The 15,655-nt window shown below is 37.6% G+C and carries 18 protein-coding genes, 2 pseudogenes and 1 riboswitch; of the genes and pseudogenes, 6 read left to right on the top strand and 14 right to left on the bottom strand.

Translation table 11 applies throughout. From position 1 onward, the window contains the following. Window positions 1–48: 48 nt before the first annotated feature. Window positions 49–459, top strand: a complete 411-nt coding sequence (locus ACFFIX_RS03920) for a VOC family protein (protein WP_378930733.1) — start codon at window positions 49–51, stop codon at window positions 457–459. 63 nt (window positions 460–522) lie between these two features. On the opposite strand, the pseudogene ACFFIX_RS03915 reads toward ACFFIX_RS03920, so the two are convergent. From ACFFIX_RS03915 to ACFFIX_RS03905, 3 genes and pseudogenes are all read right to left on the bottom strand, one after another. Beyond that, window positions 523–810 (bottom strand): annotated as a pseudogene (locus tag ACFFIX_RS03915) (3D domain-containing protein); the annotation flags it as partial. A 45-nt stretch (window positions 811–855) separates the two neighbouring features. Further along, a pseudogene (locus tag ACFFIX_RS03910) lies at window positions 856–957 on the bottom strand (peptidoglycan-binding domain-containing protein); the annotation flags it as partial. 12 nt (window positions 958–969) lie between these two features. Next, a complete protein-coding gene (locus ACFFIX_RS03905) occupies window positions 970–1,320 on the bottom strand; it encodes a peptidoglycan-binding domain-containing protein (RefSeq protein ID WP_378930731.1) in 351 nt (116 codons plus the stop codon). A gap of 215 nt (window positions 1,321–1,535) precedes the next feature. On the opposite strand from ACFFIX_RS03905, the gene ACFFIX_RS03900 reads away from it, so the two are divergent. From ACFFIX_RS03900 to ACFFIX_RS03890, 3 genes are all read left to right on the top strand, one after another. Further along, window positions 1,536–2,036 carry a GNAT family N-acetyltransferase gene (locus ACFFIX_RS03900; protein ID WP_378930729.1) on the top strand — a complete coding sequence of 167 codons (501 nt, stop codon included), beginning with the start codon at window positions 1,536–1,538 and terminating at the stop codon, window positions 2,034–2,036. Further along, window positions 2,033–2,587, top strand: coding sequence for a GNAT family N-acetyltransferase (locus ACFFIX_RS03895; protein ID WP_378930727.1), 555 nt, complete (start codon window positions 2,033–2,035; stop codon window positions 2,585–2,587). The genes ACFFIX_RS03900 and ACFFIX_RS03895 overlap by 4 nt, the downstream gene beginning before the upstream one ends. Before the next feature lie 245 nt (window positions 2,588–2,832). Further along, entirely contained in the window at window positions 2,833–2,997 is a 165-nt protein-coding gene (locus tag ACFFIX_RS03890) for a hypothetical protein (RefSeq protein WP_378930726.1), read from the top strand. A 265-nt stretch (window positions 2,998–3,262) separates the two neighbouring features. Here ACFFIX_RS03890 and queF read toward each other — a convergent pair whose 3' ends face one another. From queF to ACFFIX_RS03855, 7 genes are all read right to left on the bottom strand, one after another. Further along, a complete protein-coding gene (queF, locus tag ACFFIX_RS03885; RefSeq protein WP_378930725.1) occupies window positions 3,263–3,760 on the bottom strand; it encodes a preQ(1) synthase in 498 nt (165 codons plus the stop codon). A gap of 26 nt (window positions 3,761–3,786) precedes the next feature. After that, window positions 3,787–4,515 (bottom strand): 7-carboxy-7-deazaguanine synthase QueE, encoded by a 729-nt coding sequence (gene queE, locus ACFFIX_RS03880; RefSeq protein WP_378930724.1) that lies wholly within the window; start codon window positions 4,513–4,515, stop codon window positions 3,787–3,789. Next, window positions 4,512–4,955 carry a 6-carboxytetrahydropterin synthase QueD gene (gene queD / locus ACFFIX_RS03875; protein ID WP_378930722.1) on the bottom strand — a complete coding sequence of 148 codons (444 nt, stop codon included), beginning with the start codon at window positions 4,953–4,955 and terminating at the stop codon, window positions 4,512–4,514. Before queD ends, queE begins: the two co-directional genes overlap by 4 nt. Continuing rightward, window positions 4,955–5,614 carry a 7-cyano-7-deazaguanine synthase QueC gene (gene queC / locus ACFFIX_RS03870; RefSeq protein WP_378930720.1) on the bottom strand — a complete coding sequence of 220 codons (660 nt, stop codon included), beginning with the start codon at window positions 5,612–5,614 and terminating at the stop codon, window positions 4,955–4,957. The genes queD and queC overlap by 1 nt, the downstream gene beginning before the upstream one ends. A gap of 130 nt (window positions 5,615–5,744) precedes the next feature. Further along, window positions 5,745–5,789, bottom strand: a riboswitch (PreQ1 riboswitch). A 288-nt stretch (window positions 5,790–6,077) separates the two neighbouring features. After that, entirely contained in the window at window positions 6,078–6,608 is a 531-nt protein-coding gene (locus ACFFIX_RS03865) for a GNAT family N-acetyltransferase (protein WP_378930717.1), read from the bottom strand. 303 nt (window positions 6,609–6,911) lie between these two features. After that, window positions 6,912–7,040, bottom strand: a complete 129-nt coding sequence (locus tag ACFFIX_RS03860) for a DUF6254 family protein (RefSeq protein WP_378930715.1) — start codon at window positions 7,038–7,040, stop codon at window positions 6,912–6,914. 121 nt (window positions 7,041–7,161) lie between these two features. Further along, on the bottom strand, window positions 7,162–7,266 hold the full coding sequence (locus tag ACFFIX_RS03855; RefSeq protein WP_378931158.1) for a hypothetical protein: 105 nt from the start codon (window positions 7,264–7,266) through the stop codon (window positions 7,162–7,164). 247 nt (window positions 7,267–7,513) lie between these two features. Between ACFFIX_RS03855 and ACFFIX_RS03850 the strand changes: the two genes are divergently transcribed. Then, complete coding sequence (locus ACFFIX_RS03850) at window positions 7,514–8,521, top strand: DUF3231 family protein (RefSeq protein ID WP_378930713.1); 1,008 nt, start codon at window positions 7,514–7,516, stop codon at window positions 8,519–8,521. A gap of 270 nt (window positions 8,522–8,791) precedes the next feature. Here ACFFIX_RS03850 and ACFFIX_RS03845 read toward each other — a convergent pair whose 3' ends face one another. From ACFFIX_RS03845 to ACFFIX_RS03830, 4 genes are all read right to left on the bottom strand, one after another. Beyond that, window positions 8,792–10,135, bottom strand: a complete 1,344-nt coding sequence (locus tag ACFFIX_RS03845) for a hemolysin family protein (RefSeq protein WP_378930711.1) — start codon at window positions 10,133–10,135, stop codon at window positions 8,792–8,794. 449 nt (window positions 10,136–10,584) lie between these two features. Next, window positions 10,585–11,145, bottom strand: a complete 561-nt coding sequence (locus ACFFIX_RS03840; protein WP_378930709.1) for an HAD hydrolase-like protein — start codon at window positions 11,143–11,145, stop codon at window positions 10,585–10,587. Beyond that, window positions 11,142–11,897, bottom strand: a complete 756-nt coding sequence (locus tag ACFFIX_RS03835) for a metallophosphoesterase family protein (protein ID WP_378930707.1) — start codon at window positions 11,895–11,897, stop codon at window positions 11,142–11,144. The genes ACFFIX_RS03840 and ACFFIX_RS03835 overlap by 4 nt, the downstream gene beginning before the upstream one ends. A gap of 128 nt (window positions 11,898–12,025) precedes the next feature. After that, window positions 12,026–13,060, bottom strand: coding sequence for a YkvI family membrane protein (locus ACFFIX_RS03830; protein WP_378930704.1), 1,035 nt, complete (start codon window positions 13,058–13,060; stop codon window positions 12,026–12,028). Window positions 13,061–13,391: 331 nt separating this feature from the next. On the opposite strand from ACFFIX_RS03830, the gene ACFFIX_RS03825 reads away from it, so the two are divergent. Then, window positions 13,392–15,506, top strand: a complete 2,115-nt coding sequence (locus tag ACFFIX_RS03825) for an ATP-dependent Clp protease ATP-binding subunit (RefSeq protein WP_378930702.1) — start codon at window positions 13,392–13,394, stop codon at window positions 15,504–15,506. Window positions 15,507–15,655 lie beyond the last annotated feature (149 nt).

Below are 15,655 nucleotides of genomic sequence, written 5' to 3'. Positions count from 1 at the left end.
GTAAGGCACTAAGTGACCATAAAATGACAATACATGGGAGTGTTATCGATGAAACGTCAAGCGACACCATATCTATCATTTAACGGCAATGCAAGAGAAGCTTTAGAGTATTATCAAGAGGTTTTTCAAGGTGAAGTACTTGGGATTCAAACGTTTGGAGAGGCTGAATACCCAACTCCTCCAGAGGCAGATGAAAGAATCATGCATGCTCAATTTAAAAAAGAAGATTTAGTGTTTATGGTATCAGATGGATTTGGTGATCACACATTTGAAATCGGCAACAACATTTCATTAGTCCTAGAATTAGAAAGCGATGAAGAAATACAGGGCTATTATGATCGTTTAAGTGAGAAGGGTACTGTGCTAATGGAGCTTCAGGATACGTTCTGGGGAGCAAAGTTTGCTAAAGTAAAGGATCCGTTTGGAGTGACTTGGGATCTTAATTATGAAAAGGCTTAAATAGATTCCTCTTCAATATAAAAAGCAGTGGATTTAGCTACAAAATCCACTGCTTTTATATTGTTACTCATAAACTGTTATCTTTACATCTTTCCTACCCCACTGTTTTGCATCGTTCAAACCCGGGATAAACACATCAATTTTGTTTCCTTTAATTGCCCCACCAGTATCAGCTGCAATTGCTTTTCCATAGCCTTCTACCTCTACAGTAGACCCTAATGGTATGACGTTAGGATCAACGGCAATCACCTTTCCATCATCATATTTATTTAAATCCACACCCATTCTCGTCACACCAGAACAGCCTTCACAGCTGGCTGTATAAGCTGTACTAGAAACAGTGATTTCCTTAACATTCTGGCCTACTTCACTTGCTTTTTCATTCAATTTGCTATTCGTCCCAGGACCTGCTATTCCATCCACAGCCAATCCTTTTTGTTGTTGAAATTTTGAAACAGATTGTTTTGTTCCGGTACCGTAAATTCCATCAACAGTGCCAGGATAAACTCCTCATGCCTTTAATAGTCTTTGTAGTTCTGCAACAGGTTTTCCAATATCTCCTGTGCGGAGCACTTTAATTTTGTGATTTGTTTGTGGACCTGCGATTCCATCCACCTTTAATTTATTTGTAGATTGAAAATCCTCTACAGCTTTATCTGTTATTGGGCCGAAATATCCTGTTGACTCATGATATGGGAAATCCCCTTTTGCCATTAAATAGTCTTGCAATTCTTTGACATCCTGGTGACTTGTCCCTGTCTTTAACGTTTGATCACCTAGTGCAGCTTCTCCTTGGGCAGGAAAAAGAACACCTGTTGATAAAACGACGGCGGCTAATACGCCATATAGTTTGCGCTTCATACTTTTCCTCCTTATTTTTTGCTACAAATACACCATTCGATTAATAACGCTCTTTGTAGGTGTACGAAGGTTAAAACAAATCGGAAGGACTAGTAAACTTGAAGAATATGTCATAATTCTTACCCATCGTCGTACATCATTTGGACCTGTTATGAGTAATATTTTCATAATATGATAGAATAAGGAAATAAATATTCTCAGGAGGAGTTTTTCAGGTGATTATTCGCACGATCATGGAAGAGGATGCTCATGATTTTTTAAGTTGTCTCAGGAAATTAGATACAGAAACAGAGTATATGTTGTTTGAGCCAGGGGAACGAAAGCTATCGTTTGAAGATCAGAAAAAACGAATACAAAATGTACTGCAACAAGAGAATTCCACGATTTTACTAGCAGTGGAAAACGGTGAACTTGCAGGTTTCATTGCTGCATTTGGTGGAACTGTGCAACGAAATAAACACTCTGTGTCAATCGTGATTGGAATACTCGAGGAGCATCAGGGCCGTGGACTTGGCCATTCACTCTTTACATCACTTTATGAGTGGGCAAAGATTATTGACCTACATCGTTTCGAGCTAACAGCCATGTCACATAATAAAAAAGCACTCTCTTTATACCGTAAGCATGGCTTTGAAATTGAAGGAGTTAAAAAGCATTCCTTGAAGATAAGAGATACATATATTGATGAATATTATATGGGGAGGATATTAGAATGAGTGAAAAGATTTTTCCAGTGCTTGAAACGAGCCGATTACAATTAAGAGAAATCCATAGTGGCGACGCAGAAGTTATTTACTCTTATTTTTCAAATCCAAGAGTTGTAGAATACTACGGAATGTTACCGATGAAAGAGGTAGAGGAAGCAACTTCATTGGTTGAGATTTTTCAAAAAGGATTTAAAAGCGGTACATCGATTCGCTGGGGAATTGTCATCTCTGAAAGCGATCAGTTCATCGGAACGATTGGCTATCACAATTGGAATAAAACTCACCACCGAGCGGAAATAGGTTATGAAATACATCCTAAATATAGGCGAAAAGGGTATGCAATTGAAGCATTAGAGGCTGTGAGTGAGTATGGATTTGAGCAACTACATCTTCATCGAATTGGTGCTTTGGTACGGCCTGAGAATTTGCCATCTCAACAATTATTAGAGAAGCAGGGTTTTGAAAATGAAGGATTATTGAAGGATTACCAACATGTAGCCGGACATTATTACAATTTAACAATGTTTTCTAAAGTCAAAAGCATTCAATTGGCTAAATGATTTGTTTGTTTAGGCCGATTAGCGTATGTTTATCGGCCTAATCCCGTTCTATCATCCACTTTTGCAACTTCAGCGTTGACTTTCCGAGGTATATCGGCCACTTTTGCCACTATATCGGCCACTCCAACTCCCCTTTCCAATTTCGACAAAATAACAAAGGAATAAAATCTAACCAACAAGTAGTGTCATTTGTTTTTCTAACTTAATATGAAATTATAATAATTCTAAAAAGGGGTGTGTATTCATTGAAACAATATGTCTTTACTATTGACTCTGATGAATTTCAACGCGAACTTATTATTAGTGCCAATGGTATTCTGGATGCAGTTGCCCAAGTAAAATTAATAATGAAAGTTACTGAACAAAGACATCAGAAGAAAAACCTGAAATTTATAGGTGTTAAGTATTAATGCCCCCTGTTACCTTACAAACTTCTAGTTCCTCATTGATAAATTTGCCTTACTTTCAAAGTTAACTGTTCTGAAGGAGCATAGCTTTAGATCAGCACCCTCCAGGTTTCTCCAATTAAAGATAAAAAAACAGACAGGTATTTAGTAAATACCTGTCTGTTTTTCAAATCTAATTTAGTTATCATTAAAACCAAATGTCACGATTTTCTCTAAATTTCCCACGGATTCTCCTGTTAAATGTCACAGTTTTAAACAGAAGATCAGTTCATCGATTAGTTACAGTCTCCGGATACAAATCATGATTCATCAAACGATACGAAGCCATTTCCTCATATTTCGTCCCCGGACGACCATAATTCGTATACGGATCAATCGAAATTCCACCACGTGGCGTAAACTTACCCCACACTTCAATATAGCGTGGATCCATCAGCTCAATTAAATCATTCATAATAATGTTCATGCAGTCTTCATGGAAATCTCCATGATTGCGGAAGCTAAATAAGTAAAGCTTAAGTGACTTACTTTCAACCATTTTTACATCAGGGATATAGCTGATGTAGATGGTTGCGAAATCTGGTTGATTTGTGATTGGGCATAGCGAGGTAAACTCGGGACAGTTAAACTTTACAAAATAATCTCTATTCGTATGTTTGTTATCAAACGATTCTAAAACATCTGGTGAATAGGTAAATAAATAGCCTGTTCCTTGGTTGCCAAGTAATGTTATATCTTTCAATTCTTCTTTTTTTCTTCCAGCCATGTTTACTACCTCTTTCTTCAATTAAGTTAAACCCCACGCTTATTCCCCCAGACAAGAGTATGCAGCTGAGGTAATACGCGAACATCATTCATGTCATCTTCTTCAATCACTTGATCAATTAACCATTCATACTTATCTAAAAGGACTTTGATTAATTTAGCATCATTGCTTTCATGAATATCCTCGTTTCCAACCTGTACATAAAAAGCTACATTTGGATATCGCTTATGAACGTCTTTCGCAAATTTTAAGTCCACGGAATCGAAAACAACGACTTTAAGGCTTAATGATCCCTGTCTTCCCGCTTGAATCAGGGTATCGATCATGAAATCAAGCTTTTCAAAGTCTGTCGTCATTCTAGAACTAGGTGGCTTCGGTGAAATCGTTAAATCATCAATTTTCGTTAGCCAATCCTGATACTTACTTCCTTGAGTTTCAATGGCAACCTTCATGTTTTTTTCATTAAGGAGATCAATAAGTTTGCCTAAATTAGCAAGCAGCGCGGGATTTCCACCAGAAATCGTTACATGCGAAAAACGGGTTCCACCTTGCTCCTTTAGCTCATTCCAAACCTCACTTGCAGTTAACTGGCGTATATCATCTTTCGCAGATCCATCCCACGTAAAAGCAGAATCACACCAGCTACATGAATAATCGCAGCCTGCGGTTCGAACAAACATTGTTTTCTGCCCCACGACCATTCCTTCACCCTGAATGGTAGGCCCAAAAACCTCGAGTACCGGAATTTTTTTCATTCCTTCTCCACCTGCTTCTTAGGACGAAAGACAACATAGCTTGTTGGCGTTTCTCTTACATATACTTGAACGCATTTCGGAGCACTTTTCATACCATCCAGTTCCTTTTGCACGACTTCCCAAATCGTACGGGCGACAACCTCTGTTGTTGGAAAAAAATCCGAGTCGTTCTCATTAAATAAATCTTTGTGATCATTTAATACTGTGTGATCAAAGCGATCATGGACGATTTTTTTAATTCTACTAAAATTCACGAGAAAACCTGAGTCGTCTAGTTCATCACCTGCGATTGTAACGTTAACAAAATACGTATGTCCGTGTACAAACCGACATTTTCCCGCTTCATCATTTGGTATAAAATGAGCAGCGGCGATATGCATGTCTTTATTTAGTTCATATTGAAAGTCATGTTGAACCTGTGGATAGATTTGTTGTAGCATCAAGCACCCACCTCTTTGCTCTCAAGGTATTGATGAAGGCCTTTGTTTCTTAATTCGCATGCAGGACAATCTCCACAGCCCTCTGCAATAATCCCGTTATAGCATGTTAATGTCTCATTCCGAACGTATTCCAAGGCTCCCAATTCATCGGCAAGCTGCCATGTTTCAGCCTTATTCAACCACATAAGTGGCGTATGCAGAACGAATTGATCGTCCATTGCTAGATTTAGTGTGACATTACATGATTTTACGAACACATCACGACAATCAGGGTAGCCACTAAAATCGGTTTCACACACACCTGTTATGACGTGACGTGCCCCCACTTGCTTCGCCAAAATACTAGCAAATGTCAAAAACAACAGATTTCGTCCTGGAACAAAAGTAGTCGGCAGCTCTCCATCCTTTTGTTCAATTTCGATATCATCACGAGTTAATGCATTTGGAGCCAGCTGATTTAATAATGCCATATCAAGAAGATGATGTTTAACACCTAGGTCTTTCGCAATTGATTCTGCAACATCTATTTCAAGCTTATGACGCTGATTATAATTAAAGGTCACAGCCTCCACTTCTTTAAACTGCTTTAACGCCCAAAACAAACAGGTTGTGCTGTCTTGACCACCACTGAAAACAACAATCGCTTTTTCATTCTTCATATCGTTCATCTCCTTACTTGTAAAAATAAAAGGTATAATTAATAGACGAAAAAAGACACCTACGAAAAAAAGATCGAGGTGTCTAGCAAGTTTATAATCCTAATGAAAAAACTATACCATTTGATATAGTATATCCTTAGTTTTTTATAGAGGGTTGTGCTAGAACCTCTCCTGAGACACTAAATGCTTGCTCAGAATTACATAAAATTTTAACTTAACTACTATACCATGAACTGTTCGATCTAGGCAATAAAAAAAGCGCAAGCGCCTTGGTCAGCCTTAGGCATAGCATAAGACGAGCCGGCTAAAGGTTGTTCTTTAACCTTTTGGACGGATTTTATGACCTCGAGCCGATGGCGCCTTGCGCTAGACACAAAAACTAAGTACAAAAAACTTATACTTTCTTATCTTTGAACAAAAGCGCAAGCACAAGGGTCAGAGGAGCAAGGCTAAATTGCCTGCCTCAACGTTCCTCTACCCTATCTTTATACTCATGCTCAAGCATACTCATCACATAAATACTCCAATACTCATCATCACATTTCAAAGTATCCCGTAATAACCCTTCTACTTTAAAACCTAGCTTGTCATAGACATTCCGTGCCGAGTCATTGAAATCAAACACGTTTAATGAAACTCGGTGTATTCCTAGTTCTTCAAAAGCAACCTTTAAAAGTTCCTTCATCATAAAGCTAGCAACACCTTTGTTCTGTTTCGTTGACTTTACTAAAACCCTTGATATCATCGCATTACGATGAGCTATATTTACATTATTTAATTCGATGTAGCCTACCATCTCATCACCATCGTTAACCTTAAATAGATAACGCTCTGGCTGATCCCCAATTGATCCAGCATAATGCTTTAAAAAGACACTTTCCTCCAATGGATAAAGAAAACGCGACCCACTCCATTGATAAAGAAGTTGCTTAGAATCAATCCAGCTAAGAAGTTCCCCTACATCTTCCTTAAAAAAAGGTTCAAAACGATACATGTCTCTCTCCTCATTTCACTCTTTTTTCTCTATTTTACTTCAATCTCTTTAACGTGGTAAAGAACTATTGTAGGTTTTACATTATTTTTTTCAATATAAAAAAAGCGCAAGCGCCTTGATCAGGCCCGACAAGCATAAGGCGATTCTAAATTGAAGGCGTTCTTTGCCTTCAATTTAGAATTGACTTATGACCTCGAGGGGCTAGGCGCTGGAGCTGGATTCAGAAACGCAGACTCAGTATCAAATTTTATACTTTCTCAATGTCAAAAAAACCGACCAGATGCGGTCGATTTTAAATGTCCTTTAAGAGTTGCTTTTGTTTTTTCCAGCTTCCTCTGCCAACTGATCAAATGACTTCACTTTACCATGAGGATTTTGGGATTCTTTGCGTACCGTCCACTGACGTTCTTCTTGCCGCTTTGACTGTGTCATTACATTGCCTCCTAGTAGTGGGAGTTGAAATGGCTAAAGGATTCGAGAAAGGATTCCACTTCAAGAATAGATTTTCCTATCTCTCACGTTTCATTCTTAAATATTGCGGTTTGTTTTTTTATCAGACTTCTGCCCAAAAAGAAGAAAAACTCCAAAAACCATCAATAAATCCTAATGATTGCAACAAAAAGAGTACTCCAATTCCTATTAATAAATACCCGAAAATCCTTTACTGTTCCTCATACGTATTCCTCATTGCCAGAATAATCACCACAGTATGACGGTTTTCAATAGGAAAAAGTTTCATAATTTGAATACTTTTTTTGATTTAACGCAAGCTAAAAAAAAATAGATTAAAGGATGTAGTATTCCAGAGAATCCGGACTGGCTTATTAAGGTAGCTAAAATGGACATACGTGAAATGATAAAAGTGAATTTAAATTCTGTATCTGGAATTCAAAGGAGGAAATTTGATGACAATTCCAAACAAAACACAATTGGTTTCGTCAGAATTAGGTAATCTGTGGCTTGCTTATCAGGAAAAAACCATGTTAATGAAGTTCCTGGAACATTTTCTTGAACACACTGAGAATGAAGAAACACAACAAATGTTACAAAGAAGTTATGATTTATCTGCCCAATCTGTCATTCAAATTAGAAGCTTCTTCGAGCAAGCAGGAGCAGTCATTCCAGTTGGCTTTACTGATGGTGATATACACAAAGGTGCTCCAAAGTTATTTGATTATACGTTTGATGTTATGTTTCTACACTTAATGAGTAAAATTGAAGTTGCGCTGTTTTCACTTCATTCAACTATGTCGTACCGGTTAGATGTGTTTGAATTTTTTAGACAGCTATCAGCAGACGCACAAGAAACATACCGGCAAACCACCCAATATCTTTTACAGGTTGGAGTTCTCTCCCGCCCGCCTTATGTGTCAATGCCAAAAGAAGTTGAAATAGTAAATAATAAAAGTTATTTTTCAGGTTACAGTTTGTTAAACGAAAAAAGGGCATTAAATACCATAGAAGTTTCTCTAATCCATCACGCGATCGAGGCAAACCTTACAGGGATGCAGTTAATGATGGGATTTGCTCAAGTAGCGCATGATAAACAGGTAAAAAAGTATTTCGCCGATGGGATGGACTTGTCTAAAAAAGTTGAAACAACATTAGGTGAGTTTTTCAGAGAGGAATTTATTGAACCACCAGCAACACACGCTGGTAAAGCCACAAATTCTACGTTTGCTCCATTTTCTGACAAGATGATGATGTATATTACAAGTTTGTTAAGTACGTTTGGTCTTGGGAGCAACGCAATTGGCGGAGCATTCAGTTTAAGGAATGACTTACCACTAACAATGTCGTTTCTTGCGAAAGATATGGTCAGCTTTGCTAAAGAGGGTGGAAAGATTATGGTCGCAAATGGCTGGATGGAGGAACCACCGCAAGTTGAAGATAGAAAACAATTAAGAAAATAACCTCTCTATCTTAACTCATGTAAAAAAGTGTAAAGGATAAAGCATTCACGTGAAAAATTTGGACTGGCTGTTACGATTAATGATTCTTCTCTCATGGTTGACTCTTCCATTTTTAGGATAGAAAAATATTAATCGATTTACACCAGCCACTTTCTTGATTGGAGAAATCCCGTTAATTATCGGTCATTTTTTGCAGGAAACCAACCGAGGGAGACTCTTTTTTAGACAAAAAAAAGAACCCACACATTTTTCAGTGTTGGGTCCCTAGCTTCATGTAGCCATGCGCTTTTCAAGAAATGGCTGTGATTCAGTTTCAACTGTAACCTTTTTCGTAATTTCTAAATAGCGGATATGATGATTTTCCATATCCCGCACTTTAAAATGATGGGAACCTAATTCGATGGTTTCACCCTTTTGGATATCGTATTTTTCAGTAAGCACCCACCCACCGATTGTATCAATATCTGAATCGTCTATTTCTAATCCGAAGAGATCATTAATTTCACTTACGAGTACCTTTCCATCAATGATGTAATTGTTTTCATTTACTTTTTGTATCAGAGGAACTTCATCGGCATCAAATTCATCACGAATTTCTCCAACGATTTCTTCTAGTATGTCTTCCACGGTTACGAGTCCTGCAGTTCCACCATATTCATCAATTAACATCGCCATATGAATGCGTTCCTTCTGCATTTTTAATAGCAAATCATGAATAGGAATTGATTCAATTACTGAAATGATTGGCCGTATATAGTTATCCATTCTAAGCGAATCTCGCTTATTGACCTGAATAAGGTCTGTGAAGATTTCTTTTATGTTTATAATTCCTACGATGTGATCTTTATCACCATCAACTACGGGGTAACGTGTATACTTTTCATCCTTGATGATGCCTAGTTGTTCATGGATCGGTGCATCAATTGAAAGGGAGACAATTTCTGTTCGTGGTACCATAATTTCTTTTGCAATTCGATTATCAAATTCAAAGATTTTATTTACATACTTAAATTCTGATTGATTGATTTCTCCACTTTTCAGACTCTCGGAAAGGAGAATTCTTAATTCTTCCTCACTATGCGCTAATTCATGTTCTGACATTGGCTTTAGTCCGAAGAGACCTGTCAATAATCGGGCAGATCCATTCAAAAACCAAATAAACGGGTACATGATGCGGTAAAATAAAATGAGTGGTTTTGAAAACCATAAACTGATTTTCTCAGCCTTTTGAATTGCAACCGTTTTAGGTGCTAATTCCCCTATTACAACGTGTAAAAAAGTAATTGAAACAAAGGCAATTGAGAATGATAGTATGTGTGAAAGTGATTCTGGTACTTGATATTGTACAAATAACGGAAGAAGCATTTGCTCAACAGTTGGTTCACCAAGCCAACCTAATCCTAGAGCGGTCATTGTAATTCCTAATTGACAAGCTGATAAATATTCATCGAGGTTGTCAATAACCTTTTTTACGACTACTGCTTGTTTGTTTCCTTCTGCAATTAATTGTTCAATGCGCGAGCTTCGAATTTTAATAATCGCAAACTCTGAAGCTACGAAAAAGCCCGTTAAAGCAATTAATAGTGCAATCAACAACAAGTTTACTATGTCCAAATAAGCTTCCCTTTCCGTAACGTAACGGAAAAGGAGTCACCTCCTATAGTGATCAATCTTAAAGACTAATTAAGCGTAAGAATTTGTGTTTCAATCCGTTTATATGTTAGATATGACTAGCTCCCATTAGGAGTATTATTTAAGTTTTAGATATGATCTGGTTCGTTTCGAGATCCAAAATGGCTGCTAGTTTATTCACTTTTTTCACTGCCCCATTTTATCACCCCACATTAGTTATTTAATTTATCATAATATGAAAGAAACCAACCAGTCAAACGGTATACATAAGCGATTTCTTAATAAATATGACAAAAAACGGTTAAAAATACCTGTTTCGTTGCAATTTCAACGTTTTTCAGATAATTCACAAACAATTACAAAAAGCCACGATTTTCTTCGTAGCTTAAGCATTTTTTATCGGTTAAATTCAACTTATAGTTTAGAACATACTACTTAATGATATCATAAAAATCTCTGTAGGATTTCACATAAAAGTCTGCACCTGCCGTATCATTTTGAAACAAGCATGTCCTAAGGCCAATTTCCTTCGCAGGGAGAATATCGAGTTCTCTGTCTCCAACCGCAAGATCTAAGTAATGGCGGTCATGTAAAAATTGATACGAAGCAGCATGCGGTTTTCTTGGAAAGCCATCGTCACCTGCCACAATACCTTGGAAATATTGGTGAAAATCGTAGTAATCTAGGATCGTATGAACCTCTTGTTTTGGTTTATGTGTCATAATGACATTGCAACCTGACCTCTTTAAGACATCCTCCACATATGGAAATGGTGGCTTCAAGCTAGGAGATAATGAAAGTTCAATCTCCTTAAACTTTAGAATTTCGTTTTCCGTTAGCTGAAACACTTTTGTAGCATTGGAAAACGAAATTTTTAATTCCTTTAGTATCGTATGTTTGTCTACTTTTCCGTCAAGTAACAAGTACATGGCTTCCGTAAACGCTGGGTACGTATCAAATAAGGTACCATCAAAATCCCAGAGTATGTTCAAGATGTCTCATCCTTTTTAACAGGCTTAAAGCCTCGATAGCGTGCGGTGGTTAGCTCCTGAATATATGGCTCTAAATCGGGCATCATCATTTCTGCCGCTAAATAAATTGCATGTTCAATATCATATGGAACACGGTTGAAGGTAATTGAAAAAGCTCCAGCTTCCTTTGATTCGTAGGTTCCTTCAAGAATCGTATAAGATGCTTGCGTTAAATCTAAAGGATTTCCAACACTACCTGTATTAAATAACGTTTTTCCGAATAGCGTCTGAATATAAGCGTTGTGCACATCCCCATACCCTACTACATCAGGTGTAACCTCAAATGTACCCGTCTCTTCTGTGTTTTCAAACATACTCAACCTTTTTTCGATCGAATCCCATGGTTGTATTCTTGTATATAGGCTAAATGGAGATGCATGAAAAAGACGAATTAATTTTCCACTCATATAGAAGTCTTTTGAAAATGGCAGCTGCTCTAAATACTGTTCATGCTCTGGGGTGAGTTGCTGTTGATGCCATTTCAGTGCCGCAAATTCCGTTTCTTTTGTGATAAAATCATCCCAATTCCCTTTTACAACCACTTCACATGTTTCACGTATTCGTTCAATCGCATCCTTTGAATGTGGCCCCTTGCCCACCAAGTCACCTAAGCAAAAAATCCGTTCAATGTTACGACTTTTAATATCATCTAATACCGCTTCAAGTGCAGGTATATTTCCGTGTATATCTGAGATGATGGCAATTCTCTCCATTTATACCAACCCCTCTATCTATGTTTTAAGGAACACAGACTAATACCGCCACACCTGATGTCATCGTCTGTGTGACCCACATTATGTGCACCGCAACTATACGTTGTACTTTTAATTCTATCATAGCCTTACCACTGCTTTGGCACTTTTTTGTAGCTAAGTAAGAAAAGAAAACCAAGGCTAACATACCCAATGATTGGATATAGAAATGAAATTAGCGAGCTATATCCAAGCTGACTAATAAAATATGAGATAAAAAGAATCATTATAACAATGATCATCCGTGGTAATCTGAGATATTGTATCAGTTGACGTTCTAGTCCGAATAAGTTTCCGATTACAGATGTAAAAACTTCCCCATAGATTACCGCAACATATATAAAATAGAAAGAATAAAAAGTGGTCTTCATCACTTCAGCCATCGGAATATCATAGGTATGTAACTGTGGCAAGGTGGATAACGCGATATAACTTCCTAATAGAATGATTGTTAGCAAAATCCCTCCAAGTATTCCACCTCTTTTTAACACCTGTTCATCTTCCATCTCATTTGCAAGAGGAACTAGAACTGCAGCGGACAGTGCTAAATTGAATGCCGCATAAGAAAATGCTGCTACTAGCCATTTCAAAGAAGCTGAGTCTGCACCCTGTGAATAGTTAAGTAAATCACTTGATAGCGATTGAAACGCGACCATTAAGCTGAATAGTATCAGCATTGGAACCACAAGCAAATTGACACTAAAAAGTCCCTTCACTCCAAATACCATCACACTAACAGCTAAAGCAATGGTCAATAAAATCCCAACTTGTTTGGAAATTTCTAATTGCTCTTCAAAAATAGCTCCAGCTCCAGACAGCATAATTGAGGTAATACATAATAGTGCAACTAATACTAAGACATTCACAAATCCTCCAAATGTCCTTCCAAACAAGAATACATTCAAATCTTGAAAGGACCTCGCCTTTATTCTCTTTGATATTAATAGCATTTTAGTCCCAAGCATAATAAATAAACTGCCCGCAACACAAATTCCTGCCATTCCCAAAAATCCATACTGTGAAAAAAATTCAACAATCTCTCTTCCAGTTGCAAATCCTGCTCCAACAACGGTTCCTACATAAACAGCTGCAACTTGAAACGATTGGATCCAATTCCGACTCATGTTTTGTACACCTCTTTTTAAAATCTTATCTGGTAACTTGAAGCTTATCTAACCCATTTATCATCATCGAATAACCGATCTTGCCAAGTCTAATAAGAAAACGAATACACTTCCATCTTCATATAAAAAAACAGCTTGTTTCATTTATATGAGACAAGTACAAGAAAAGACATTGGAAAATTTTTTTTGTACAGGATGAAAGCGAAATACTTGAAAGTCAAAGATGGTCAAATTATAATAAATGTCAAAGAAGGTCAAATCCCTCTTTTTTGAATAATTAAATGACTAACAATCGCGAGATACACACTATAAAGCATGGAGGTTTTTATAAATGATGTGTCAAAATTGCCAAGCTAAACAAGCAGTAGTTGAATTACATGTCCAATTTAATCAAAAACGTAAGCAATTTCAGCTTTGCCAGGATTGCTATGTAGAATATAAAAATAAGATTCCTAGTGGGTTTCAAGTAGGTAATTCCGGCCTTCCTTTCGATGAGTTTCTACAGGGGAACGCGGATCTTCAAAAAGAGCAAAAGCAGCATGCCTCACGCAAAGGAACGGGACTGTTAGATGATCTAGGCCGCAATCTTTCAAACGCGGCACGGGCTGGCCTAATTGATCCTGTTATTGGCCGGGATCCTGAAATAAAGCAAGTGATGGAAATTTTAAATCGCCGTAATAAAAACAATCCGGTATTAATTGGAGAACCTGGTGTTGGTAAAACAGCCGTAGCTGAAGGTTTAGCACGAATGATTTCAGAAGGAAGAGCGCCAGCAAAGCTTCAAAATAAAGAAGTCTATCTATTAGACGTCGCAGCACTGGTGGCAAACACTGGGATACGTGGACAATTTGAAGAACGAATGAAGAAATTAATTTCAGAGCTTCAGCAACGAAAAAACGTCATTCTTTTTATCGATGAAATTCACCTTCTCGTTGGCGCAGGATCTGCGGAAGGTTCAATGGATGCAGGGAATATTTTAAAGCCTGCTTTAGCAAGAGGTGAGCTCCAAGTAATCGGAGCAACAACTCTTAAGGAATATCGTCAAATTGAAAAAGATGCTGCTTTAGAGCGTCGCTTTCAACTTGTTATCGTTAAAGAGCCCGCTGTTGAAGAAGCCATTGCGATCTTAAAGGGTATTCAAAGTAAATATGAAGACTATCACAGTGTGAGCTATACCGAAGAGGCAATTAATGCGTGCGTGACCCTTTCCAATCGCTACATTCAAGATCGATTTTTACCTGATAAAGCGATTGATCTATTAGATGAAGCAGGATCAATTAAAAACCTAGTAACAAATACGCTGGATGAAAAGCAAGTACAGCAACGCCTTTCACGAATTGCACAGGCAAAAGAGGTAGCAACACAAAATGAACAGTATGAACTTGCTGCTAGGTTACGGGATGAAGAAACAGAGCTAGAAAAGCAACTTACTACCCATCCCGAACGTTCGTTAGTTACTGTTGAGCTTAAAGATATTCAAGACATGATCGAAAGAAAAACTGGAATCCCTGTTGGAAAGCTTCAAGACAATGAACAGGAGAAAATGAAGAATCTTCAAGGAAATCTTGCAAAAAAAGTAATCGGACAGGATGAAGCTGTTCGAAAGGTTGCAAAAGCAATCCGAAGAAGTCGTGCTGGGTTAAAGTCTAAAACGCGTCCGATTGGTACATTCCTCTTCGTTGGACCAACAGGCGTCGGTAAAACTGAGCTAACAAAAACGCTAGCAGAAGAAATATTCGGTTCGAAAGAAGCTTTGGTTCGTCTCGATATGAGCGAATATATGGAAAAGCATGCAATCTCAAAAATTATCGGATCTCCTCCTGGCTATGTTGGTCATGATGAAGCCGGTCAATTAACTGAAAAGGTTCGCCGTAACCCTTACAGCATCATTTTGCTTGATGAAATTGAAAAGGCACATCCTGATGTACAGCACATGTTTTTACAAATCCTAGAGGACGGTCGGTTAACCGACAGCCAAGGCCGAACAGTTAGCTTTAAGGACACTGTAATTATTATGACAAGCAACGCCGGTGTTAGTGAAAAACGAATAACTGTTGGATTTGAAACTGGTTATACAGATGCAATCAAGGAAAGTAATTTATTACAGTCACTTGGCTCCTTCTTCAAGCCAGAATTTTTAAACCGATTTGACAATATTATTGAATTTAAGTCACTTGATAAAGACCACTTAATTTCAATTGTCGACATCATGCTTGAAGAATTATCGCAGTCTCTTTCCGAGCAAAATTTATCACTTAACGTCTCCTTGGAAGCGAAAGAAAAACTTGTTGAACTTGGTTTCCACCCTACTTTCGGTGCAAGACCACTGCGTCGTGTCATTCAAGAACAGCTTGAAGATCAAATTACCGACCTTCTTCTTGAAGGTGTAGCAGAAGAAATTTTAACCGTATCGTTAGAAAATGATCAGATTGTTGTAAAAGGTTAATGGAGAGACTGTCCTAGAAAATTAAGTAGTTCAGTTTTGGGGTGTAAAGAGTAAAACTGCATAACAAAGAATGAGTGTCAAATTGCAACTGAATTTGACACTCATTTTTCTTTGTTATTGCATGAATTAACACGCAAAATAATAGCAGC

The sequence above is a fragment of the Metabacillus herbersteinensis genome (genome assembly GCF_042433335.1).
Lineage (GTDB): Bacteria > Bacillota > Bacilli > Bacillales > Bacillaceae > Metabacillus > Metabacillus herbersteinensis.
The sequence above is the reverse complement of the archived record's forward strand: the minus strand, read 5'-3'. Positions and strand labels throughout refer to the sequence as shown.